Origin of the sequence: [Clostridium] aerotolerans DSM 5434, from assembly GCF_000687555.1 — a bacterium.
Classification (GTDB): domain Bacteria; phylum Bacillota; class Clostridia; order Lachnospirales; family Lachnospiraceae; genus Lacrimispora; species Lacrimispora aerotolerans.
In genome coordinates this window covers 49,419-73,555 of record NZ_JHWJ01000012.1, presented here as the reverse complement: position 1 = coordinate 73,555, position 24,137 = coordinate 49,419, and the positions used below count along the sequence as shown (strand labels likewise).

General features: G+C 43.4%; 22 protein-coding genes and 1 riboswitch. Of the genes, 20 read left to right on the top strand and 2 right to left on the bottom strand.

Annotated elements, in window-relative coordinates:
* Positions 1-7: 7 nt before the first annotated feature.
* Positions 8-1,570, bottom strand: coding sequence for a class I SAM-dependent methyltransferase (locus T546_RS24705; protein ID WP_051629893.1), 1,563 nt, complete (start codon positions 1,568-1,570; stop codon positions 8-10).
* Positions 1,571-1,728: 158 nt separating this feature from the next.
* Between T546_RS24705 and T546_RS0115840 the strand changes: the two genes are divergently transcribed.
* Positions 1,729-2,181 (top strand): MarR family winged helix-turn-helix transcriptional regulator, encoded by a 453-nt coding sequence (locus tag T546_RS0115840; protein WP_026892462.1) that lies wholly within the window; start codon positions 1,729-1,731, stop codon positions 2,179-2,181.
* Positions 2,182-2,235: 54 nt separating this feature from the next.
* Entirely contained in the window at positions 2,236-3,687 is a 1,452-nt protein-coding gene (locus T546_RS0115835) for an MFS transporter (protein ID WP_026892461.1), read from the top strand.
* Between the two features lie 135 nt (positions 3,688-3,822).
* On the opposite strand, the gene thiT is transcribed toward T546_RS0115835, so the two are convergent.
* Entirely contained in the window at positions 3,823-4,494 is a 672-nt protein-coding gene (thiT, locus tag T546_RS0115830) for an energy-coupled thiamine transporter ThiT (RefSeq protein WP_026892460.1), read from the bottom strand.
* Between the two features lie 27 nt (positions 4,495-4,521).
* A riboswitch (TPP riboswitch) is annotated at positions 4,522-4,620 on the bottom strand.
* Between the two features lie 140 nt (positions 4,621-4,760).
* On the opposite strand from thiT, the gene T546_RS0115825 reads away from it, so the two are divergent.
* The 18 genes from T546_RS0115825 (at position 4,761) to T546_RS0115740 (ending at position 24,137) form a co-directional block, all read left to right on the top strand.
* Positions 4,761-5,186: a DMT family transporter gene (locus T546_RS0115825; protein ID WP_026892459.1), complete on the top strand. Its 426-nt coding sequence runs from the start codon at positions 4,761-4,763 to the stop codon at positions 5,184-5,186.
* Between the two features lie 102 nt (positions 5,187-5,288).
* Positions 5,289-5,936 (top strand): ComEA family DNA-binding protein, encoded by a 648-nt coding sequence (locus tag T546_RS0115820; protein ID WP_026892458.1) that lies wholly within the window; start codon positions 5,289-5,291, stop codon positions 5,934-5,936.
* A gap of 21 nt (positions 5,937-5,957) precedes the next feature.
* Positions 5,958-6,656 (top strand): response regulator transcription factor, encoded by a 699-nt coding sequence (locus tag T546_RS0115815; RefSeq protein WP_024838722.1) that lies wholly within the window; start codon positions 5,958-5,960, stop codon positions 6,654-6,656.
* 121 nt (positions 6,657-6,777) lie between these two features.
* Complete coding sequence (locus tag T546_RS0115810; protein ID WP_026892457.1) at positions 6,778-8,634, top strand: DUF6320 domain-containing protein; 1,857 nt, start codon at positions 6,778-6,780, stop codon at positions 8,632-8,634.
* A gap of 24 nt (positions 8,635-8,658) precedes the next feature.
* Positions 8,659-9,687 carry an alpha/beta hydrolase gene (locus T546_RS0115805; RefSeq protein ID WP_026892456.1) on the top strand — a complete coding sequence of 343 codons (1,029 nt, stop codon included), beginning with the start codon at positions 8,659-8,661 and terminating at the stop codon, positions 9,685-9,687.
* A 9-nt stretch (positions 9,688-9,696) separates the two neighbouring features.
* Entirely contained in the window at positions 9,697-10,176 is a 480-nt protein-coding gene (gene rlmH / locus T546_RS0115800; protein WP_024838719.1) for a 23S rRNA (pseudouridine(1915)-N(3))-methyltransferase RlmH, read from the top strand.
* 224 nt (positions 10,177-10,400) lie between these two features.
* On the top strand, positions 10,401-12,533 hold the full coding sequence (locus T546_RS23745) for a methyl-accepting chemotaxis protein (protein WP_051629892.1): 2,133 nt from the start codon (positions 10,401-10,403) through the stop codon (positions 12,531-12,533).
* 84 nt (positions 12,534-12,617) lie between these two features.
* Complete coding sequence (locus tag T546_RS0115790; RefSeq protein ID WP_026892455.1) at positions 12,618-13,277, top strand: pentapeptide repeat-containing protein; 660 nt, start codon at positions 12,618-12,620, stop codon at positions 13,275-13,277.
* Between the two features lie 218 nt (positions 13,278-13,495).
* The gene (locus T546_RS0115785; protein ID WP_026892454.1) at positions 13,496-13,792 is read left to right on the top strand and encodes a CD3324 family protein; all 297 of its coding nucleotides are present in this window, start codon (positions 13,496-13,498) and stop codon (positions 13,790-13,792) included.
* A 158-nt stretch (positions 13,793-13,950) separates the two neighbouring features.
* Positions 13,951-14,559, top strand: a complete 609-nt coding sequence (locus T546_RS0115780) for a DUF1062 domain-containing protein (RefSeq protein ID WP_026892453.1) — start codon at positions 13,951-13,953, stop codon at positions 14,557-14,559.
* A gap of 134 nt (positions 14,560-14,693) precedes the next feature.
* A complete protein-coding gene (locus T546_RS0115775; protein ID WP_026892452.1) occupies positions 14,694-15,632 on the top strand; it encodes a M14 family metallopeptidase in 939 nt (312 codons plus the stop codon).
* Positions 15,629-16,564 carry a M14 family metallopeptidase gene (locus T546_RS0115770; RefSeq protein ID WP_026892451.1) on the top strand — a complete coding sequence of 312 codons (936 nt, stop codon included), beginning with the start codon at positions 15,629-15,631 and terminating at the stop codon, positions 16,562-16,564. The genes T546_RS0115775 and T546_RS0115770 overlap by 4 nt, the downstream gene beginning before the upstream one ends.
* Before the next feature lie 90 nt (positions 16,565-16,654).
* Entirely contained in the window at positions 16,655-17,194 is a 540-nt protein-coding gene (locus tag T546_RS0115765) for a DUF3877 family protein (protein ID WP_026892450.1), read from the top strand.
* A gap of 24 nt (positions 17,195-17,218) precedes the next feature.
* Positions 17,219-17,773 carry a C40 family peptidase gene (locus T546_RS23740; protein WP_051629890.1) on the top strand — a complete coding sequence of 185 codons (555 nt, stop codon included), beginning with the start codon at positions 17,219-17,221 and terminating at the stop codon, positions 17,771-17,773.
* Positions 17,774-17,940: 167 nt separating this feature from the next.
* Positions 17,941-19,710, top strand: a complete 1,770-nt coding sequence (locus T546_RS0115755; protein WP_026892449.1) for a sensor histidine kinase — start codon at positions 17,941-17,943, stop codon at positions 19,708-19,710.
* Between the two features lie 14 nt (positions 19,711-19,724).
* Entirely contained in the window at positions 19,725-21,314 is a 1,590-nt protein-coding gene (locus tag T546_RS0115750; RefSeq protein WP_026892448.1) for a response regulator transcription factor, read from the top strand.
* A gap of 129 nt (positions 21,315-21,443) precedes the next feature.
* Positions 21,444-23,129 (top strand): extracellular solute-binding protein, encoded by a 1,686-nt coding sequence (locus T546_RS0115745; protein WP_026892447.1) that lies wholly within the window; start codon positions 21,444-21,446, stop codon positions 23,127-23,129.
* A 72-nt stretch (positions 23,130-23,201) separates the two neighbouring features.
* Positions 23,202-24,137, top strand: coding sequence for an ABC transporter permease (locus tag T546_RS0115740; protein ID WP_026892446.1), 936 nt, complete (start codon positions 23,202-23,204; stop codon positions 24,135-24,137).

Sequence of the window (24,137 nt, the reverse complement as noted above, 5' to 3'; positions counted from 1 at the left end):
TCAGCCTTTATTTTTTCGCCTTTACCAGATACTGATAAGCGGTAAATGCCTCAGTCTGACTGGTACTGAGAGCACACAGCTTCTCAATCAGATGCAGCTGATCATCGCTGACCCAGACTCTGGTGTTCCCTACATCAAGGATTTCATATCCTGCCCGGGAGAACATTTTGATGATCTCTGCCTTTGTAAAGAAACGAAGGTGGGTCCGGTCCAAAATTCCGCTGTCCTGATAGGTAAAGGCACCATTTAACAGATCACCGATGACCGAAATGTGCATGATATTTGGAATGCTTGCGAGAATCATACCACCTGGTTTTAAATAACGCTTCATATTTACCAGCACTGCCTCCGGTTGGTTTAAGTGCTCCAGTACATCACCAAATATAATATAGTCAAAATATTCCCCTGGATAATCCAGATCCTGTTCTACATTTCCCTGAGTTACGGGAAACAGCTTGGAAGCAATGCTCCATGAACCGGGATCCAGCTCAATGCCGTGAAGCTCTGCCAGTGGGTACTTGTTTTTTATGGATAGCAGAGAAGCTCCACAGGCACAGCCTACATCTAAGACTCTTAGTGGAGTATCGGCTGGATCTGTAATGAGGGCAAGGATATCCGGGCGGCTGAACATGGAATAATTAAGGCGCACGTTCCATTTATCATAAAAATGGTTGAAATCCAGGAGTCTGGCTGGATTATTCTGATTCTGTACAATGGTATAGACGTAGCCGTGGTGGCAGATAAAGGTCAGTTTCTTTAAGGAAATAAGCTGGAAGCTTAAATCCTTTTCCGCCACTTCCAAGGTTAGGAAGGAAGGATGAAAGCCTTTGACCTCATCCCAGCATTTTCTGTTTACCAGAATGCTGCCGCAGGAGGGGACAAGAGCCGGAGCCATCTTATCATCTCCAGGCAGGTTATGTTCAATTGCATAACCATCAGCCCCACGAATGGGAGCTTCAAATTCTGTAAGACCGTAGGCAGGTCCGTTGGTGACTGCATTGACAGCGCCAATTTCGTCATCTCTGTAAAGAGACATGCGAAGGAGGAACAGGGCGTGGGCAAGGAGAGCAGAGCCTTTATCTAAAATCATAAGATCATCCGTTTTCCCTGTCAGCTCCACTGCTTTTTCATAGGCATTATGAAGGGTGAGTCCTTTGACAGACAGTACCGTAATTTCTTTTTCGCCAAGCAGCCAGTCAGTAACTTCCTTTGATTCCTCCCAGTCAAGAATTACAACGTGGTTGGAATCTTCCTTAAGGGCCAGTGTGGCAGCTAAAATTGCTTTCATTTGTGCCAGTACCGGTACCGATGGAATGAGAAGAGATACCTGGGGGGTATCCTCCGGTGAATCTTTCTTCATAGTATCAATGATGTTTGAAAGCCTGGAAGCTTCTTCTTTATCTTCACAAAGGTAAAAACTGTGGACAAAGCAAAAATACGCCCGTTTTAAATTCCCTTCCTTTTTATAGTATTCACCTAATTTATCATAAATCTTAAAATTCCGGCTGTCCTTTCCGGCTTCTTCCAAAAGCGCTTTAAATTCATGTAAGGCTTCCACCTGATCGTTCATAATATCTCCTTTTAAGCTTTTTATTTCATTATATTCCTTAAGTACATGCTGATGTGCTACTGACAATTTTTCTATTCTTATTTAGTTGACATATCAACTAAAAAGGACTATAATATCCACCGAATGAATATGGGGAATATGATGAAAAGGGAGATAGAATGAAAGAAGAATATAGAAAGCTCAGTAAGTATACAGGAGGTATTTATCGCTGTACCCTGTCCTATACCAATGAAGTATTAAAACCATACGGATTATGCGGCGGGAGCGGTTCCTTTTTAATGGCGTTAGCTCTTAAAGATGGAATCAACCAAAACCAGCTGAGCAAGGAATTAAACGTGGATAAAGCAATGTCAGCCAGAGAAGTAAAAAAACTGATCCAAATGGGATATGTGAAAAAAGAGACAGACCATAAGGATACAAGAGCGTACAAACTTTATCTGACGGAAGAGGGGAAATCCATGATTCCAGCAATCAAAAAGGAAATGACCCTCTGGAACGATGCCATCACAAAAGGGCTTGATGAGAAGGAGAAGGAAGAACTTATGAGGATGCTTGATGTGGTTTTAAAAGAAGCAAGACATCTTCGAAGGATTCAGAAAGATGAGGAATAAAAGGGGAAGAAAGAAGAGAGAATTAAATATATGAATCGAGGAGCTGAAATATCTATGGAACAAACAAATGAAAAAGTATACAAAAACCGTATGCTGATCTTAATCAATGTAGTGCTGCTCACCTTTATGGCGACCTTAGACAGCAGCATCGTAAACGTGGCTCTGCCCCAGATGTCAGAGCTGTTATCGGTAAGCTCGGAAGCAATTGCCTGGGTGGTCACCATTTATCTTCTGGTGGTAGTGGGAACTATTTTAATTTTTGGAAGGCTGGGTGATTTTTTAGGAAAGACAAGGATTTTCCTTTACGGAGTCCTGGTATTTACCGCTGGCTCCCTGCTTTGCGGCATCTCCCACAGCTTTATGCAGCTGATTATTTCCAGAGGAATTCAGGCCCTGGGAGCAGCGGCGGCTATGGGAACCAATCAGGGTATCATCACTCAGGTCTTTCCGGTGAATGAGAGAGGAAAAGCTCTTGGTATTTCAGGAACTGCGGTAGCCCTTGGCTCCATGGCAGGCCCGCCACTGGGCGGCTTTATCATCCATTCCTTTGCCTGGGAGTATATCTTCTTAATTAATGTGCCCATTGGAATTATCGTCTATATTCTGGGAATTAAGATTCTTCCCAGATCCAAGAAGGCAGCAGGACAGCCATTTGACAGAAGGGGAAGTGTTCTTTTCTTCTTTTCCATTGCTTCCCTGTTCTTCTCCCTGATTATGGGCAGGAATTATGGATATGGGAGTCCTTTGATTCTCGGTGGATTTTTCTTTTTCCTGGTGTCATTTCTCCTGTTTTTATATCTGGAGAGCCGGACAGAGGTTCCACTTCTGCCACTTAGCCTGTTTCGCAACAGCTTATTTTCCATCAGTATCTTATGCGCCTTTTTATCCTTTGTGGCACTGAGCAGCGCTACCATTATCCTGCCATTTTATCTTCAGGATACTTTAAAGTATTCTCCGGCATTTACGGGAATTATTTTAATGGTCTCTCCTGTCATTCTGGCGGTGGTAGCTCCGCTCAGCGGATATCTGTCAGATAAGATAGGGTCAGAGATCCTTACCTTTGCAGGTCTTAGCCTGACCGGAATAGGACTTTGTCTTATGTCAACCTTAACGGAGCGAACAGAGATTTCAGTTTTAGTGGTGTATCTGGCGGTTATGTCCGTGGGAAACGGTCTGTTCCAGTCCCCCAATAACTCCATCACCATGTCTACGGCTCCGAAAAATATGCTGGGAATCTGCGGCAGCGTCAATGCCCTTATTCGAAATCTTGGTTTGATCAGCGGAGTGACATTTGCTGTTATCATTCTCTATAGCCGAATGAGCCATTTGGTAGGATATGATGTATCTGATTATATCAAGGGACGTGACGATGTTTTTATCTATGGAATGAGAAGTGTTTATCTGCTTGCTGCAGCTGTATGCGGGATCGGAGCATTTTTAACAGCAGTACGCCTTTTTAATCAGAAGCGAAAGAGAAATACCTCTGTAAATTTGGAGACAAATTAGGAAATTGGAGCTTCGACAGATAGATATAAATATTAGTTGACATAAAAAAACACCTTGATACGGAGTTTCAAAGGCCGATCAAGGTGTTTTTTTTATTTCCTGTTTTTTAAAAAAGCTTTTTCTATGAGCTATGGTTTATTCATTCACTGCCAGCCGCTTTACCTGGGTAATTGCCTTAAATATAGGAGGCATATAAAGAATAATAACGGTTACAATTAACTCTGGAAGAATATAAGTGGCGTTATATACAAGGGTATAAATCATGGAATTGGTACCTTCCGGAGCATAAGAAGCAAAAAATATGTAACCGGAAATTACATGAAAGAGATATCGTCCCATAACGCCTGTGATATATCCAGCCACCAGTCCATGCTTTTTATTGCGGAAGAAGCCAGAAAGCCCAAGGGCACCGAATGCCAGAGGATAATCAAGGAGCACCTGAATGGGAGCGAATATATATGGATTCATGATAAACTGCAAAATTCCATAAGCAACTCCTGTCATGATTCCTGTTCTTAATCCAAAGACATAGCCAATGAGGCAGATGAACAGCATGGAAAACAGGGTGATGGAGCCTCCAAATGGAAGTGAGGCGAATTTAATAAAGGAAGTCACCAGAGAAAGAGCCATGGCGCCTGCACAGTAAACCATACGCTGGGTCTTTACATGAGGCGTTATATCCTGGGACTTTGAAAAGAACTGAAAACCAAAAAAGACTGCCACTAACAACAGGATCACAGCTGCATATCCTGCCGTGGTCAGCATATATTCCGCATTCTCAGCGGAGTAATTCAGAAAAAAAGACATAAAAATACCTCCTTTTATATGCGCAGGAGGGGACTACTGATGCTTCCTTACGCCGGTATTAACCGGTTCAAGTAGTGAGGGTTAGGTAACGACCAATCTCAGCCTGAGGCTCCCCTAGCGTGTGAACATTTATTTGTTGCTGTGAGTATAACGCAATTGGTATCCCTTGTCAAGTTGTGTCAAATGATAATATTTGCATAAAAAATAAAATAAGGCACAACCTAGTATATAGCAGAAAAAGAAAACAGGAACAAAGGAGGTTATTTATGACAGGCTTTATAATCGCCCTCATATCAGGGGCACTTATGAGCATCCAGGGAGTCTTAAATACAGGTGTGACGAAACAGACCAGCATGTGGGTGTCTACAGGCTGGGTGCAGCTCACTGCATTTTTGACCTGTCTGGTTTTATGGTATTTTTCAGGCCGGGAGAATGTTGCAGACCTTCTTAATGTGCATCCAAAATACATGCTCGTGGGAGGTATCATCGGCGCGTTCATCACCTATACGGTAGTTCGAAGCATGAGTACCTTAGGACCTGCCAAAGCAGCCCTTGTTATTGTAGTATCCCAGATCATCGTGGCTTATGGCGTTGAGCTTTTCGGTCTCTTTGGTGTGGAAAAGGTAGGATTTGAGTGGAAAAAGCTGATTGGTGCCGTAGTGGCTATCATCGGAATCATGATATTTAATTAATTTGGAAATAGTGCTTGTATTTACGTATTTCTTTCGGTAGAATAATAACATAGGCTGAAGATGGTATCCTTTTTATCCAAAATTTGTAACAGGAGGGATATCATGAAATATAAGAAAGCGAAATTAATATTACTCGTTTTATGTATTTTAATTTCAGGCATATGCTATTCCGTAAGCAGGTTTTCCTATCAACGGACAGATAGTACCAAATTATCACCGTCAACAAAAGAGATGGAAGAAACCTCAGGCACTGTTTCCCTGGAAAAGATATCAGAAGAATCTAAGGGCAGCAGTTTCTCAGATACTAAGGCTGAGGGGAGTCTGCCCTGCTATATACATATCTGCGGAGAGGTGGTTTCTCCTGGCGTGTACCAGCTTTCAGAGGAAAGCAGAGTATTTGAGGCCGTGGAAAAGGCTGGAGGCTTCACCCCCCAGGCAGCACCGGAGCAGCTAAATATGGCGGAACGGATCAGAGACGGCATGAAGATTGTGGTCCTAAGCAGAGAAGAAGCAGTGACCGCTGGAAATCCGAATTCAGGAGAAACCGGAAAGAAGGATTCCAAGCTTAATTTAAATACTGCCTCAAAGGAAGAACTGATGACCTTAAGAGGTGTCGGAGAAGCCAAAGCGGGGGACATCATAAAGTACCGGGACAGCCACGGTGGATTTAAACGGATCGAGGATATTATGAATATATCCGGAATCAAGGATGCAGCATTTCAAAAGATAAAAGACGATATAACGGTTTAAGATAGAAGACAGAGGTGTGAGATGGCAAGTGTTTTAGTAGTGGATGATGAAAAATTAATTGTGAAGGGCATGAGATTCAGCCTGGAGCAGGATGGCATGGACGTCGATTGTGCGTATGACGGAGAGGAAGCCATCAGTCTGGCAAAGCAGAAGGAGTATGACGTGGTCTTACTTGATGTCATGCTTCCAAAGTTTGATGGTTACGAGGTCTGTCAGGCGATCAGAGAGTTTTCCGAGATGCCCATAATTATGCTGACAGCAAAGGGCAACGATATGGATAAGATTCTTGGACTGGAGTACGGGGCTGATGATTATATTACGAAGCCTTTTAATATTCTGGAAGTAAAGGCAAGAATCAAGGCAATCATGCGAAGGAATGCCAAAAAGGGCAGACGGGACCGTCAGGATGAAGGACGTCTTGTTACCGCCGGAGATTTAAAGCTGGACCGGGACAGCAGACGTGTCTTTATTGGCGATAAGGAGATTAACCTGACCGCCAAGGAATTTGATCTTTTAGAGCTTTTGACCTGCAATCCTGGAAAGGTATACAGCAGGGAACAGCTTCTTACGTTTGTTTGGGGGAATAAGGCCATGGACACAGGAGATGTCCGTACCGTTGACGTTCATGTGCGCCGTTTAAGAGAGAAGATAGAGCCCAGCCCAAGCGATCCGAAATATGTGCATACCAAGTGGGGCGTTGGTTATTATTTCCGCGTCTAGGGTAGAATAATAAGACGGATTTCCTGCCGCATACCGGGGAAATCCGTCTTTTCCAAATCATGGGAAAAGATAACACTATTATATACCGTCCATATGGAACGAGAAGAGAGGCACAGACTGGATGAAACGAAGTCCCCAGGGAGAGAGATGGAGAAGACTTGATAATACGGCAAAGATCTTTCCGGTTATAGCAAGCAAAAGTTTAAGCAGCGTGTTTCGCATTTCAGCTACATTAAAAGAAGAGATAGATCCTGGAACCCTCCAGACAGCCTTAGAAGAGGTCCTTCCTGAGTTTGAGGGATTTTCTGTCAGGCTGGGAAGAGGATTTTTCTGGTACTATTTTGAACATAACAAGAGGATGCCTGTCATCGAAAGGGAGACCACCTATCCCTGTAAATACATTGATCCAAGGAGCAGCCACCAGTTTTTATTCCGGGTCAGCTATTATGACAGACGGATTAATCTGGAGGTTTTTCATGCAGTCACAGATGGGCTGGGAGCCGTGAATTTTTTAAAGGCATTAGTCTATCGGTATCTGGATTTAAAGAAAGGCTGGAAATCAGAGCATAGCTTTTCCCAGAAGATATCCCCGGATATTTCCATGAATGTGGAAGACAGCTACGTCAGAAACTACAAAAAGACGGAAAAGCGTAAATACAGCTCAAAAAGGGCTTATCATATAAAAGGAGAGCCCCTTCCCCTTGATGAAGAAAATATCCTTCATGGCTATATGGGATTAAAGGAGCTTAAAGAGGCCGGAAAGCGTTACAATGTCAGTATTACAAAGTTTCTTACGGCAGCTCTCATCTGGTCTATCTATGAAGAATTTCTGGAGAAAAAAGCGAGTAATGCTCCCATCGGAATCAGCATTCCCATTAATCTTAGAACCTTTTTTGATTCCAAGACCATGGCGAATTTTTTTGCAGTTACCCTGATTGAGTATCTATCAGACGGAAAAGACCATACCTTTTCGGAGATATTAGAAAGGGTCAGCTCTCAGATGGATCATAACATTACAAAGGAAAGGATGGAGGAAGTTATCTCCTATAATGTTTCCAACGAGAAAAAATGGTATCTGCGGGTTGTTCCCCTCTTCGTGAAATGGGGAGCCATTAACTACGTGTTCCGGAAAAATGATAAAGCCTATACCATGACTCTGTCAAACATAGGCCCTATTGATGTGTTAGAGGAATACAGGGAAGACGTTGAACGGTTTCATATGTTGATCGGAGTCTCCAATCGGCAGCCGGTAAAATGTGCCGTCTGTTCCTATGGTGGTGAGGTAGTGGTCACCTTTACCTCTGTGTTTCAGGATACCAGACTCCAGGACCGTTTCTTTGCCTTTTTACAGTCAGAAGGAGTGTCGGTAAAAATGGAAAGCAACGGTGTTCCGGAAAAGCGGGACGATAAGGGAATGTATCCCCAGATTCGTTACGATCAGGAGAAGATGAAGCAGATAGCCAATGTTTTTTATGGCCTGATGATATTCATGTCATTCATTCTGGGAATCATTAATTATGCTACTTATTCCGGTTCCATGTGGTCTGTCATTGCCATAGGTCTGATGGCTTACGCGGTGATTACGGTCCGATATTCCTTACTGCATCATTCCAATCTGGGTGCTAAGATTCTGTTGCAGACAGCGGCGGCAGAAGCGCTGTGGGTGGCCATCGATCATTCCAACGGCTACAGCGGCTGGTCTGTGAATTACGGTATTCCAAGTACCATTCTGTTTGCTGATTTATCCGTAGTCTTTTTGATTCTGGTAAACCGAATGAACTGGCAAAGCTATCTTATGTATCAGATCGCTATCACCGTATTCAGCTTTATCCCTTTGATCTTTTGGGCAGCGGGCCTGATTACCAGACCGCCCCTTACCATAGTCGCTGTTACCTTGACGGTCATTCTCCTTGCTGTCACCATTTTACTTGGTGACCGGAGCGTCAAAAATGAATTAAAGCGGCGGTTTCATATATAAGGGCAGAAAGGAGCCTTCATAGCTTTGAGAAGAAAAAATGTAAGCGTAAGAGGAAATCTGGTGAGAGAAATGATGCAAAATGTTATGGAAACATCCTTAAAAGAGCCCATACAGACCGGGGAATTAAGACGCAATCCCGTAGAGCCTGCCTGGGTCTGTCCGGCTGGCTATGAATATGAAATCATAGAAAATGAGAATTTTAAAATGGAATATCTAAGGCCAGTAGGTGTCTTTACCGGCCGGGTCATCTTACAGCTTCACGGCGGCGGCTACATCGGTCCCATGAAGAACATTTACCGGAGATTTGCCGTCCGATATTCCAAGATCAGCTATGGAGGGGATGTACTGACCCCGGACTACCGGGTGGCACCGGAAAATCCTTATCCAGCCGCTCTTAAGGATGCCCTGTTTGCTTATCAATGGCTGATAGAGGAGAAAAAGTACGATCCTGCCAACATTGTAATCGCAGGGGATTCAGCGGGAGGAGGCTTAGGCCTTGCCCTTGGTCTTTATTTAAAGGATCACAATATGCCTCTCCCTGGCGGCTACATTGCCATGTCCGCCTGGACAGATTTAACAAACAGCGGAGAAAGCTATAAGACAAACTACGAGATAGACCCTTTGTTTGGAAATTCCACCAGAAATATGCTTTACGATTCTTCCTATGTGGGAGAAAACGATCCAGCCGATCCTTACATTTCCCCTCTGTTTGGCGAATTCAGCCAGTTCCCTCCTGTTCTTTTACAGGCTGGAAGCTATGAGGTCCTTTTAAGCGATACCCTTTCCATCGCAAAAAAGCTGAAAGCAGCCGGAGTCAAGCACCGCCTTTCCGTATACGATGGCATGTTCCATGTATTTCAGATGGGCCTTGACCTGATTCCAGAGAGCCGGGAAGCCTGGGAAGAAGCCGAGGAGTTTTTAAGAATCATATACCATATCAGCGTAAAGCCGGATGGAAAAGTAGTCCGTAAGGTACAAAACGGAGAGAGAAAAACAGTAAGAGACGTAACAAAGCTTCTCATCGCCATGATGAAAAAGGAGCTTGATGGATAGGAGAGTTACATGAAGATAACTTTGGTCACAGTCGGAAAGATCAAGGAAAAGTTTTACACCGACGCCATTTCAGAATATACGAAGCGGCTGAGCCGTTACTGCAAGCTGGATATCATTCAGCTGCCGGATGAAAAAACACCGGATCATGCTGGCGAGGTGCTGGAACGCCAGATTAAGGAAAAGGAAGGGGAGCGGATCCTTGGCTCGATCAAAGATGGCGCTTATGTGATTGCCCTTGCCATTGAAGGAGAGATGCTGGATTCCGTCAAGCTATCTGAGAAAATCGACTCTCTGGGAATCGGAGGAACCAGCCAGATTGTATTTGTCATCGGTGGCTCCCTTGGGCTGTCAGATGCGGTACTAAAGCGGGCCGATTATAAGCTTAGCTTTTCCCGAATGACATTTCCTCATCAGCTAATGCGGGTGATATTGCTGGAACAGATTTACCGCAGCTACCGGATTATTTGTGGGGAGCCTTATCATAAATAATAAAAAGTATAAACGAGCAGAACTTTCTGTAAAAGAGAGTCCTGCTCATTTTTTATGAATCAGCTTTCGCATCCCCGTAACAACTCAATTCCCCATAGAATATCCTAAAGTAATATGAATACAGGCCTTTTCGCGTCCAAAATCAATGAACGTCCGCGCAGCCTGAACAAACTGGTCAAGCACAATGCAAATATCCCTTATCTGGGATTCAAAGGGGAAGGAATATGGGAAAGAAATTAAATCTGTCACGAAAGCTGTCATTCATTCTGGGAATCATACTTCTGGCCGTTTTTGTACTTCTAATCACCATGACAGCTGTGTTATCCAGAAAAGCCATATCTCAAACCGTTATGGGAGAGTTGAACACCAAAGCAAAGATGAATGGCATTCAGATCCAGCAGATCTTTGATGAAGCCGATAAAGCAGCCGTAAATGTAAAGCAATACATGGAAAGATCCTATGAGTCTGCAGAAGAGACACCAATGCAGGCGGTCATTCCTACAGGACCGGATACCTACGTCAAACAGTTGGAAAGCCAGTTCTATCATAAGACCCTGACTCCAATCGCAAGGGACGCAGAAAAATACTTAAGTGAATCCCTTAGAAACACAGTAGCAGGCAATCCCGATATAGAAAGCATGATTGTTCTGTTCGAGCCCTATCAGTTTCAGCCCAATTTAAGAGACTACGGAATCTATGCAGGCAAGAAAAGCCAATCCGGTGAGCTGGAGGCATATGGAGAATACGACCAGTATTCCACTCAGGAATACTATCATACACCAGCCATATACGGTACCCCTCATGTAACAGAACCTATCAAAGAAGACGGTAATATTGTGGTTGCCTATGGCGTACCCTTTTTTTATAAGAACCGGTTAAAGGGCGTCAGCGTAGCAGAGATCAACCTGGAGAATTTTAAAAAGGTAGATGCAGCCACCGACAGATACCCTTCCATGTACGCCTCAATCTTCGACAGCAATCAAACAATCGTCTACCACAGCCAGGACCCTGCCAACATGGGAAAAAGCCTTCAGGAATTTATTCCCTTAGAGGATGAATATGCAAAGGTCCAGTCCATGCTGGGAAATGGAAATGCCTTTCAGATGAAAACGGTAAGGCAGGATGGAACCGAAGTGATGCGTTTCTTCTACCCCATTCACGCAGGAAATGATACCTGGTGGTCCCTTTCCACCATAACAGTCAAGGATATGAACCAGTCAGTCAATGAGACAGTGCTGTTTCTAAGCCTTGTTTGTATCGCCGCTCTTGTAATGCTTCTCATCGTATTTCCTATGGTATTAAGACGTCTCCTTGATTCACTAAAAACAGTCGTGGACGCTGCAACGGGAATATCGGAGGGGAATTTTGACATAGAAGTAACCTACCGCTCCGGCGATGAAATAGGAGCATTGGCAGAGACCTTTGATAAAATGTCCCATAACCTAAAACTCATGCTATCCGATATCCAGTACCTTTTAGGCGAAATGGCAGACGGCAATTTCGATCTGGATACCCAGGCAGAAGAAAGCTACCAGGGAGAATTTAGCGAGATCCTGTTGTCTATTCGTAAATTAAACAGCACCTTAACACATTCCTTAAAAGAAATGAACCATTCCTCCATGCAGCTTTACGCAAGTGCAGAGCAGGTATCAGCCGGTGCCCAGGCCCTGGCCCAAGGTGCAGCGGAACAGGCCGCTTCCATGGAAGAGCAGGCGGCTGGAATTGGCGAAATATCCCTTCAGTCAGAAGAGAATGCCTTAAATGCAAAGGAAGCCACTCAAAGAGTCTCAGACACCGGACAACAAATCATGAAAGGAAGCGAACAGATGGAGGAAATGTTAAAGGCCATGACAGAGATTAAAGTAAGCTCCGGGGAAATTAAGAAAATCATAAAAACCATTGAAGACATTGCCTACCAGACAAAGATCCTGGCCCTCAATGCAGCCGTAGAGGCAACTCATGCCGGAGAATTTGGAAAAGGCTTTGGAGTGGTAGCCGGAGAGGTACAGAGCCTGGCATTGAAAGCCTCCGAAGCCTCAAAAAGTACTGCCATTCTAATCGAAAATTCCCTGAGCGCAGTGGAAAAAGGAAGTCAGATCGCAGATCGGGAAGCCAAAATCCTCGCAGAGGCAGTAAAAGGGGCAGAAGAGGTGGAACGATTTGTGAATAAAATAACAAAGGCGACAGCAGAGCAGGCAGATGCCATTCATCAGATCACTCAGGGAATGGAGCAGATATCCAGTGTGGTACAGACCAATTCCGCAGCGGCAGAGGAATTTTCCTCCTCCAGTGAGGAACTGTCCCAGCTGGCAGGAAACCTACAAGAGGAAGTTGATAAATTTCATTTTCGTGGTTGAAAAAGATTGATATCAAAGGGTTGTCCCTCTTTCCTCATTATGGCATAATAATAGCAGGAAAACAGGGAAGGAGAACCATGATCCATGGCCCAGAAATTACTTGCTCCCATTTTAAATGGAGAAATGGAATGGGTGTATGAAGAGGCTGACCAGCTTTTTCTTCAAAAAGAGGAGGAAGAAGCGGTCAGACATACGCTCATTAAAAATATTCATATGACAGGGGAAGAGCTTTCTCATATGCGCTTTTACTCCGTTATATTTGAAAATTGCAGCTTTCAGGACTGCAGCTTTTTGCGGGGAGAATTTAACGATGTGATCTTTCGTTCCTGTGATGTTTCAAACAGTGTATTTACCGACAGCTATTTTAACCGGACGGAGTTTAGCCACTGCAAAGGAATGGGGGCTATATTTGGCGGGAGCACCATTCTTCACATGAAGGTTACAGACTGTAACCTTGATTATGCAAATTTAGATTCCTGTAAGCTGGAGCATGTCCGTTTTTTAGAGAGCCAGCTGCGGGGCAGCTTTTTGACCCAGTGCCATTTTAAGGATGTCATCTGGAATGGGGCGGACTTAGAGAGAGCCAGTTTTTTTAAGACACTGCTAAGAGGGACCGACTTTACCACCAGCAATATTAAAGGGCTGATTCTCTCTGACGATGGGAAAGAGATAGGTGGAGCTGTTGTTGATTTATACCAGGCAGCAGAGCTTTCCAGATATCTTGGAGTCACCATTAAGAGTTAAAATCCTGCCCCAAACTTCGTTCTGATTCGAATTTGAGGTGTTCATCTATGTGCTCCTATGGTACAATAGAATCAATCAATGCCCATAGATACAAAAAATAGGAGGCGATTATTCTATGATGGAACCCAAAAAGACTGCATAGCACAGGTTATGCAGTGAATTAAGTAATTGTATAGCCTTTGCTATTCCGGACAGAAAAATATGTTTGGGAGGCAGCGATGCGCTATCAGAAAGCAAGTGAGATCATGCCAGAGGAACTGGTGGAAATGATCCAGAAGTATATAGACGGGGAATATATTTATATTCCAAGAAAACAGGAAAACAAAAGGACCTGGGGAGAGGGAACCGGGGCCAGAGAAGAGAGATGCCGGCGTGACCGGTCAATCTTTCGGGATTACGCATCCGGCACCTGCGTCAGTGTCCTTGCAGAACGATATTATCTATCGGAAAAAAGCATTCAGAGGATCGTGCTGCAGGAAAAAAGAAATATGGAAAAGGCAAAGCATCAAAGATGACATGATGCTCTGTCTTTTTTTGTGTAATTGGTTAGGGCATAGAACCAGAGTAATCCAAACCAGACTCTCCATTTTGCATCAGAAACGAGTATGAGGTGGGAGCAGGAAGACAGCCATGGTAGAGTAGTCCGTAAATGATATGCTGATTGGAGGAGCTTATGAATCAGAATTTACGGAACCAGTGGACCATTGTGCCGAAAGAGCTGCCGTCCATCTTAAAAAACTGTTCCAAGTGCAAAGAAAAAAAGGAGTTTAAAAACAGCGAAAAATTCCGGGTCAATGCCAATGGAAGTCATCTTGATGTCTGGCTGATCTTCCGGTGTGAATGCTGTGATACCACCTATAACCTGACAGTACTGGAGCGGATAGATGCAGGGCGGGTGAATAAGGAAGAATACAACGGGTTTTTAAGTAATTCCAAAGACCTGGCAGTGAAATATGGCAATGACAAAGAAATTTTTATAAAGAATAAAGCAGAAATATCCCAGAACCGGATGGAATACCAGGTAATCGAGAAGGAGATGGAATGCACCAGCAATATGGAAGGAATCATGGAAGTGGAATTACGGGTACCTGCCGGATTCGATTTGAGATTGGATGCCCTGCTGGTCCGGAAGTTTTCCATTTCCAGAAACCATGCAAAGAAATGGTGTGAAAATGGACTTGTCCGATCCAATGGAAAACCCCTGTCACATAAAAGCAAAGTCAGAGACTCCATGGTGCTTCAGATTCTTTTAGAGAACCAGGCTTCATTGACAAATTCTTAAAAAAACGGTATATTATTTCTTAGGCAGCGGCGCTATTTTGGGCATACGTTGCCTTTTTTAGAAGGTGCATCACCCGCATTTTATGGGAGATGATTGCTATTGATGAGAATATAGAAATGTTAGGGTGTGGATGAATGATTGAAAAGGTAGTATCCGTAGGGCTTCCTGTAGGAGAGAGCTGGAATATATATAAGAACAGAATCGCTCCGGACAAGCTGTCAGGAGATGAGAAGCGGTTAAGCATTGTCACTGGGGTTCATGGTGATGAGCTGGAAGGGCAGTTTGTCTGCTATGAACTGAACCGGCTCCTTGGGGAAAAGAAAGAGCATTTAAAAGGAATTGTAGATATTTATCCAGCCCTCAATCCTCTTGGGGTAGATTCCGTTACCAGAGGAGTGCCAGGCTTTGATATTGATATGAACCGTATTTTTCCAGGAGATGAGGAAGGCGCCGTGACAGAGCATATCGCCTCCCGGATCATGGCAGATATAGAAGGCTCAGACTTTTGTGTAGACCTTCATGCAAGCAATATATTCTTAAGAGAGATTCCTCAGATAAGAATGAGCGGAAGCCGGGCGGAGGCTTTGCTTTCCTATGCAAAAAAGATGAACGTGGACCTTGTGTGGATTCATGAAAGTGCTCCGGTGCTTGAATCCACTCTATCCCATGGCTTAAACAGCATCGGTGTTCCTACCTTTGTGGTAGAGATGGGCGTGGGAATGCGGATCACCAGAAGCTACGGGCATCAGATAACAGAGGGCATCTTCTGCCTGATGAAGGAGCTTGGCATGTGGACAGGAGAGACCATTATTCCCAAGGAACCTATGATATCCTTAAACCGGAAGCTCGGTCTTGTCCATGCAGAAAAGGCTGGAATCTTCATGCCTTTTGTAGAGCATCTGGGAGTGGTGAAAGAAGGCCAGCCAATGGGACAGATCTTAAATCCTTTGGACGGAACGATCATGGAGGAAGTGGTATCTCCTATCTCCGGTCTTGTTTTCACCTTAAGAGAATATCCGGTGGTTTCTACCGGTTCCCTGCTGGCCAGGGTGTTAGGAGGGGAAGAGGAATGAGAAAAGAACCCATTTTTACGGTGAGCAACCTCTACCGTGATCATATGGACATCTACGGCTATCACTTTGGAAAGGGAGACAAGTCCGTCTGCATCATGGGAGCATGCCGGGGAAATGAAGTTCAGCAGCTCTATATATGCTCCCAGCTCATCCGCCAGCTAAAAGAACTGGAGGAGAGAGGCGCCATTGTTAAGGGCAACGAGATCGTAGTAATCCCAACCATTAATACAGCGTCCATGAATGTGGGAAAAAGATTCTGGCCCACCGATGATTCCGATATCAACCGTATGTTCCCGGGAGAGCTGAAGGGAGAAACTACAAAGCGGATCGCAGCAGGAGTCTTTGAGGCAGTCAAGGAATACAGCTATGGCATTCAGTTTACCAGCTTTTATATGCCCGGAGATTTTATTCCCCATGTGAGAATGATGGACACTGGGGTACAAAATCCAAGCCTTGCTAATTTATTTGGTTTACCCTATGTGCTTATACGGGAAGCAAAGCCAATTGATAAGGTGACTCTAAATTATAACTGGCAGATAAATGGGACCAATGCATTCTCTGTTTACACCAGCAGTACAGATCAGATTGACGAAGAGTCAGCCAAGCTTGCAGCGGCCTCTGTACTTCGCTTCTTAACAAGAATGGGTATGATCCGATATCCAGGCCACAGCGGTTACATTGCCACGGTTCTTCATGAAAATGACCTGGCAAGTGTAAGGACAGACCAGGCCGGTATTTACCGTCCCTGCTTTCAGCCGGGACAGGAGGTAAGACGGGGAGATGTCCTTGCAGAGATTCTCGATCCCTTTGAAGGAGAGGTCATCAGCCATATTTTGGCCCCGGCAGAAGGAATCGTCTTTTTTGCCCATTCCCAGCCCTTAGTAATGGAAGGTGCCATAATTTATAAAATCATCCGAAGGCTCCACCTATAGCAGAACGGACTTGACTGGTAAGGTGATGATTGACTATAATAGGGATAGATGTTGCCTAAAAAGGACAGGCACCAGGTTGGGAGAAGAGACATGCAGTATGCTTTTTTAGAACAGATGCTCATTAATTCAATCAAGGAAGTTCAGATTAAATTAGGATACGAAAGAGAAGCCATTCGGTTTTATTATCCGGAAAAGGCTCTTATAAGAGCAGTAAAGATAGATGGAGAATCAAAAGAAGAGATAAAGGCCTTTATGGAAGGCTTTAAGGAATATACAAAGGACAGGCTTCACAGCGTAAGGATTACAAAAAGCCAGGAACGGTTTTGTTTTGAAATTTCCCCCGAAGGAGTGGAATACGTATATCAGAATGTGGAGGATAACGGGTTTTTAAGAGAATTTATCAAAGCGGTGGAAAAGCCAGGTACCACACTGGATGATATCTTAAGCGTATTTGGAAACTATTCCAAGGGAAGAATTATCTGCAAATCATCAGACCAGGAGGAGTGCGATTATATCATATTTTTTGAAGACGCCTCCTTTGATTATTACAGATACTATTTAAAGTTTCATGAAAATCATGTGACATACCACCGGTTCCTTCTGGAAGAAGCCGTGGAGATGGGATTATAAAAAACATCAGACAGGGAGAAATATATGCGAAAGAAATTATTGGTCAAAGCATTCATATTAAGTCTTTTTTTAATCTCTGCAGGAAGTGTTCCGGCAAAGGCTGATACGTTAAAGACTCAGAACATAACCATTGTACCGCCTATGCCGTTTGAGGCGTTGGCAGGTCCGGCAGGCCCATCTGGAGGAAGTAAAGGACCTGGTGTTGGTATGTCGTCTGGCCTTATCTCAGGTAAGGGACAGGAGGTAGCCGCTTATGCCAGGCAGTTTCTTGGGAATCCTTACGTGTATGGAGGGACAAGCCTGACGGAAGGAGCGGACTGCTCCGGGTTTGTACTGAGTATCTATAAGCAGTTTGGAGTCAACCTGCCAAGAACCTCAGGAGAGCAGGGAAAAGCAGGAATTGAGATAAATGGAATAGAGAATGCAAAACCAGGTGATCTGATTTCGTACATAGGCCATATCGGAATTTATGGAGGAGACTATAAGCTCATCCATGCAAGCGGCCCTGAGGATGGCATTAAAGTATCAAGTGTAGATTTTATGCCCATCCAGTCCATAAGAAGAATTTTAAGCGAATAAAAGAGAGCGCATCAGGTTTTATGTCAGGAGCCTGATGCGCTTTTTATATCTTTCCCCGGATATCAAAAGTTTACCGGGCATATACATATAATTTGTCAGGAGGATAATGAGAGTTTGTCCCGTATAATGAGTATAAACAAAGGGACAAAAGATAACAGGGGGTAACCATGGGGCGGTTATGGAAAAGTATTAGGAGCAGATTAGATGATTACCAATTAAAGAAAAAGCTGAAATTTCTTTATGTGTATTGCGTATTACTTCCTCTCATCATTACGGATAGTGCGATCATTTACATATTCATTGCATCGGAAAATGCTTCCATGCAAAAAGGGATGGAAGGCATAGCAAGCGCAGTCAAATATAATTTCTACTATGATGTGGAAGATGCAGCAGGCACCACCAAAAAAATCTATATGAACAAGTACGTCAATCAATTCCTGGATAAGCAGTTTGAATCAGGACTTGATTATTACCTGAGCTATCAGGCATTTATGAAGGATTCCTTGTTTGAAAGCAGCATCGGTACCACGGCATCTAAAATCACCATGTATGCGGACAATCCAACCATCATTAGCGGAGGGGAATTTAGAAGATTGTCCACGGTTAAAAGTCAGGAATGGTACCGGAAGCTAAGCGCCTCGGACCAGGATGGAATCCTATGTATTTATTACGATGACAGCAACATTCCCCTGGTAGATACCAGGAGAAGGATTTCTTTTATAAGAAGGCTTAATTTCTACCGGAGGGACGGTTGCGAAAAGATTGTCAAAATGGATCTTGATTACAGCGGCATGGCACAAAGCATTGTAAAGATGAATTATGACGCACCGGTCTACGTGTGCTGGAATGATAAGATCATACTGTCAAATCAGGGGCATTTCGGTCAATGGAATGAGTTCGATACCTTTGATCTTCAAAAGCAGGTTGGCTATGAAACTGCCTTCACATCTTATGGAACAGAACTTAAAGTCTATGTATTAAAGCCGAAGATACAGACCATAAGCCAGATCATGAACAACATGCCTCTCATTGCCCTGCTTATATTCATTAACACCATACTTCCGTGGATCTTTATGAAGATGATCAGCGAGTCCTTCACGGAACGATTAAAGGAACTGAGCGAAGCCTTTAAACGAATCGACGATGAAAAGCTGATGGAAATTAAGAATGTTAGAGGAGAGGATGAAATCGGAATTGTAATGCGCAATTACAACCGGATGGTTGCTACCATTAACGACTTGATTCAAACGGTTTATATCGACCGTCTAAGAGAGCAGGAGATGGATATTGAGAGACAGAATGCAGAGCTTTTAGCCCTTCACAGTCAGATCAATCCACACTTTCTCTTTAATGCACTGGAAAGCATTCGTATGCACAGCCTATTAAAAAATGAAAAAGAAACAGCCTGCATGGTAGAAAAACTGGCCATGATGGAGCGGCAGAATTTCGATTGGGGAACGGATTTCATCACCGTAAAGGAAGAGATTTCATTTGTAGAGGCTTATTTACAGCTTCAGAAATACCGGTTCGGGGACCGGCTATCTTATAAGCTTGAGATTATGGAGGAATGTCTGGATTACCGGGTTCCAAAGCTGACTATCGTAACCTTTGCAGAAAATGCATGTGTTCACGGGATAGAAAGCAAAACCACGGAGGGCTGGATTTTTGTCCGCATTTATCTAAAAGATGAGCTGTTTTATATGGAAATCGAAGATACAGGAGAAGGAATCGAGGAGACATTTTTAAACCAGCTGAAATACAAGATGGAACATGCCAGCATAGACAAATTAAAGGATAAGAAAGGGGTCGGCATTTTAAATGCCTGTCTGCGCCTTAAGATGGCCACGGACAATCAGGTATCCTTTGATGTGGAAAGCGAAGCTGGAATTTCCACTATGGTAACTATCAAAATACCGGTATCAAATCTATCGAAATAATGGGGGGAGTAGTTATGTTTCGTGTTTTATTAGTAGATGATGAGCCATTTATCGTACAGGGATTAAAGGTTTTAATCGATTGGGAAGAAGAAGGTTATGAGATCGTAAAGACAGCTGCTAATGGAATGGAGGCTTTAAGCTACCTAAAGGAACAACAGGTAGATTTAATCGTAGCAGACATTAAGATGCCTGTGATGTCAGGACTGGAGCTATTAGAGGTCATAAGAAAAGAGAAGATCTCCGATGCTTATTTTATTATTTTAAGCGGCTTCAGTGATTTTAACTTTGCCCAGCAGGCAATCCGCAATGACTGCTTTGATTACATACTAAAGCCAGTGGTCAAGGAAGAGCTGCTTCGGGTCCTCCACCGGTTAAATTATCAGAGCCAGGGAAGTAAGACACAAAAACAGAACACTCAGAAGATGGAAAAGGCGTATCTTGCAAGGAACATGATTTCTCTCATCTTTGGAAAATACGATCAGATCAATCTGGATTACATCAGGGAGCACATGAAGTGGTCAGAAGGGATCAGTTACGTTGATATCGAAATAGACAACATTGGTCAGATGGAAGAATTAATGGATGAAGAAAAAAGGAACCAGCAAAGAAAGCTTTACGCTGCGTGCCTGGAGTTCTTAAAAGAGGACGGAGATCATTGCATTTTCGATGTGACCAGCCATGAAAAAAGCTATGATATCGGATTTATCTACTGTGAATATATGGCAAAAGAAAAGAAGCAGACGCAAAAAGAATATTTAGAAGCGTTCCGGGACTATTTATACGAGGCAATGAATCTTCCTGTGGTCATGCTGGTGGGAAAAAAGGTGGGGGATATTTCTAAAATATCAAACTCCTATGGGGCAGCCAGAATTCTCCGTTCTTTTCAGGCGTTCCGGAAAAAACGGCGCATCTATTTTTATGAAAAAGAAGTACAGGTCAATAACAATGGTATTGTATTATGTAAACAATATCTGGACGACTTGCTCCTTGCAGTGGAACAGAATGCAAAGGGAAGAATTGGGGAATGCGTAGAAAAGCTGTTTGAAGAGATGAACCATATGAGATTTACCATGGATACGGTCAATTTAAACATTAATTACCTGCTGTTTCAACTCATTCACCTGGCATCCGAACAGGACAGCTATGTCAATCAGGAGGAAATCATGCGTTTCATCAGTGAGAATTCCTTTGAGGGAGAGATGCTAAGAGGAGGCAAGGAGCATTTGACCCGGTTATCCTGTGAATATGCAGCCTATTTGGAGCAGCTTCGTAAACACTTATCAAAGGATATCCTCTATGAAGTAGAGAAAGACATCCGGAAAAATTATGGAAAAAATCTGACCTTACGGGAATACAGCAACAAATACTACTTAAACAGCGCTTACTTAGGACAGCTCTTCCGGAAAAAATACGGCATGTCCTTTAAGGACTACTTAAACAACTGCCGCATCGAGCAGGCGGCGGTCCGGCTCCTCAGGACCGATGATAAAATATATCAGATTGCGGAGGAAGTTGGGTATCACGACCTGGATTACTTTGTGAACCGGTTTATCTCCGTGAAGGGTTGTACCCCGTCAAAGTTTAGAAAAGGGGCCAGACATTAGAACGAAACAGGGCGAATCATGTATATCACATATATAATTTGCCCTGTTTTCTTATACGCTTTCTCCAGTTGAGAAAACAGGACTTTGAAGTAAACTATTAGTATAAAACAAAAAAGGGAGGAAAAAGCTTTGAAACGGAAAAACATTACAGCTCTGCTTTTAGTTGGTGCCGTGTTAATGACGACTCTTTCTGGGTGCTCTAAGGGAGCGTCATCAAAGGGCGGGAATGCAGCAAAGGATAGTGGGGGAATCAAAGAGTTTACGTATTTCATTGCAGTACCCGGCAATGAGATCAATGATGACAATGAGATTCAGCAAAAGATTGCTGAAATTACTGGAGTCAAGGTAAAAGAGACCTGGCTGACCGGTCAGACTGCTAAGGAAGCGGTTGGTACCTTAATCGCAGGAGGAGATTATCCTGATTTTATCTGCGGAAGTGAAGGAACCAGTCAGCTCTATGAAGCAGGAGCCTTGGTAGCCCTTGATGATTACATAGACAAATATCCAAATATAAAGAATTTTTTCACCAAAACAGAATGGGAAAGCCTGCGTCAGGCAGATGGTCATATCTATTGGATTCCTCAGTTTAACAACAGCTATGGGAAAGAGATGGAGACAACCCATAATGACGAAGCCTTCTGGATTCAGACCCGCGTACTGAAATGGGCAGGCTATCCAAAGATTACCACCATGGATCAATATTTTGACTTGATTGAACGTTATCAGGAAGCCAATCCTACCATGCCAAATGGAACTAAGAATATTCCATACACCATCCTGTGTGATGACTGGAGATATTTCTGTCTGGAGAATGCTCCACTGTTCCTGGACGGATATGCCAATGATGGAAGCTGTATCGTAGATCCAGAGACAAAAAAGGTAATTGATTACAATACCACGCCAACAGCGAAGGTTTATTTTAATAAGCTGAATGAAGAATTTAAAAAGGGAATTGTTGATCCCGAATCCTTCACTCAGAAATACGATGAATACATTGCGAAATTATCCACCGGCCGTGTACTTGGAATGATCGATCAGTGGTGGGACTTCTATGGAACGGTTAATGATGCCTTAAAGCAGCAGGGACTTGAAGAGTTGGGCTGTAATTACGTCCCACTTCCAATTACCATAAAAGAGGGCGTGGAAAGCAGATGGCATACCTCAGGAGACACTGTAAATGTAGGGTCTGGTATTTCCATCACCAAAGACTGTAAGGATGTAGAAGGAGCACTGAAATTTATTGATGATTTATTAAACCAGGAAATCATTAATCTTAGAAACTGGGGCGTAAAAGATGTGGATTATATGGTAGATAAAGATGGCTTATTCTACCGGACTCCTGAAATCCGTATGCAGGTTACTAACACTGCATACAAAGCATCTCATATGTGTACTTATTCCTATTTCCCTACCTATTCAGGAATGAGCCAGGATAACTTAAATGCAAATAAGCCAGAGCAGCAGCCCAACGAATTTTTAAGCAGTCTGCCAAAGAATGTTCAGGAGTGCTTAGAAGCTTACAATTGCAAAAACTACATAGACATGGTAGGAAGAAATGAGATTCCAGGACCATGGTATCCAATTTATACCTTTGTGGGCACCATGACAACTGCTACACCAGGTGGAACCGCTTGGACAAAGATGCGTGAAATCAAACAGGAATACCTGCCAAAGGTTGTAATGGCTCCTGATTTTGAAGAGGGCTGGAAGGAATATATGAAGGTTTATGAAAGCTGTAATCCTAAGGCCTTTTTAGATGAGGTACAGCCGGAAGTAGATCGAAGAATCGAACTAGCAGAAAAAGCAGCACAATAAATAGTGTATGAACAGGCAGAGCAATTGGTCCCTAAACTGCATCTGCCTGTTTTTCAGTAAAGGGGTGATACCATGACATCTGTTGTGAAAGGAAGAACTGGAAAGATCAGCTGGAAAGAAATAAAAAGACAAAAAGTGCTGTTGTTATGGTCTTTGGTTTTTGTTATCTATGGATTTATATTCTGTTATCTGCCCCTGGCAGGCTGGCTGATGGCATTTGAAAACTACAAGCCCAAGGAAGGATTTTTTCATTCCCAATTCATAGGACTTGGTAAGTTTAAACAGTTGTTTATAGATGATGGATTTCTACGTGTAATTAGAAATACTCTGGCAATGGGAGTGATTAATCTGGTTGTAACCTTTGTTGCCGCCATTGTATTTGCAATCCTTCTAAATGAGTTAAAATCCCGGGGTGGAAAAAAAGTAGTTCAGACCATATCTTATTTACCCCACTTTTTATCCTGGATTATTGTTACTGGTATCCTGCATGACGCTCTTGCTGGAACAGGAATTGTAAATGATATTCTATTACGCTTACATGTATTAAAGGAGCCTCTTAACTTTTTCGCACACCCAAAGTATTTCTGGGGAATTGTGGCCTTTGCCAATGTGTGGAAGGAAACAGGCTGGAATGCCATTATCTATTTGGCCGCGATTGTTGCCATTGACACAAATCTTTATGAGGCGGCCGCCATTGACGGAGCGGGAAGGTGGGCAAGAATTAAGTACATCACACTGCCCGGAATCAAGCCAACCATTATCATTCTCCTTTTGATGAATGCAGGAAATGTTTTAAATGCCGGCTTTGAGGTACAGTATCTCTTAGGAAACGGGCTGGTACAAAGCGTCTCCCAGACCATAGATATCTATGTTTTAAAATGGGGCATCAGCCAGGGCGATTATTCCTTGGGTACAGCGGCAGGCGTATTCAAAAGCGTTGTAAGTATTGTCATCATATTAATAGCGAATGGGATGGCCAAACGAGCTGGAGAAGAGCGCTTATTCTAA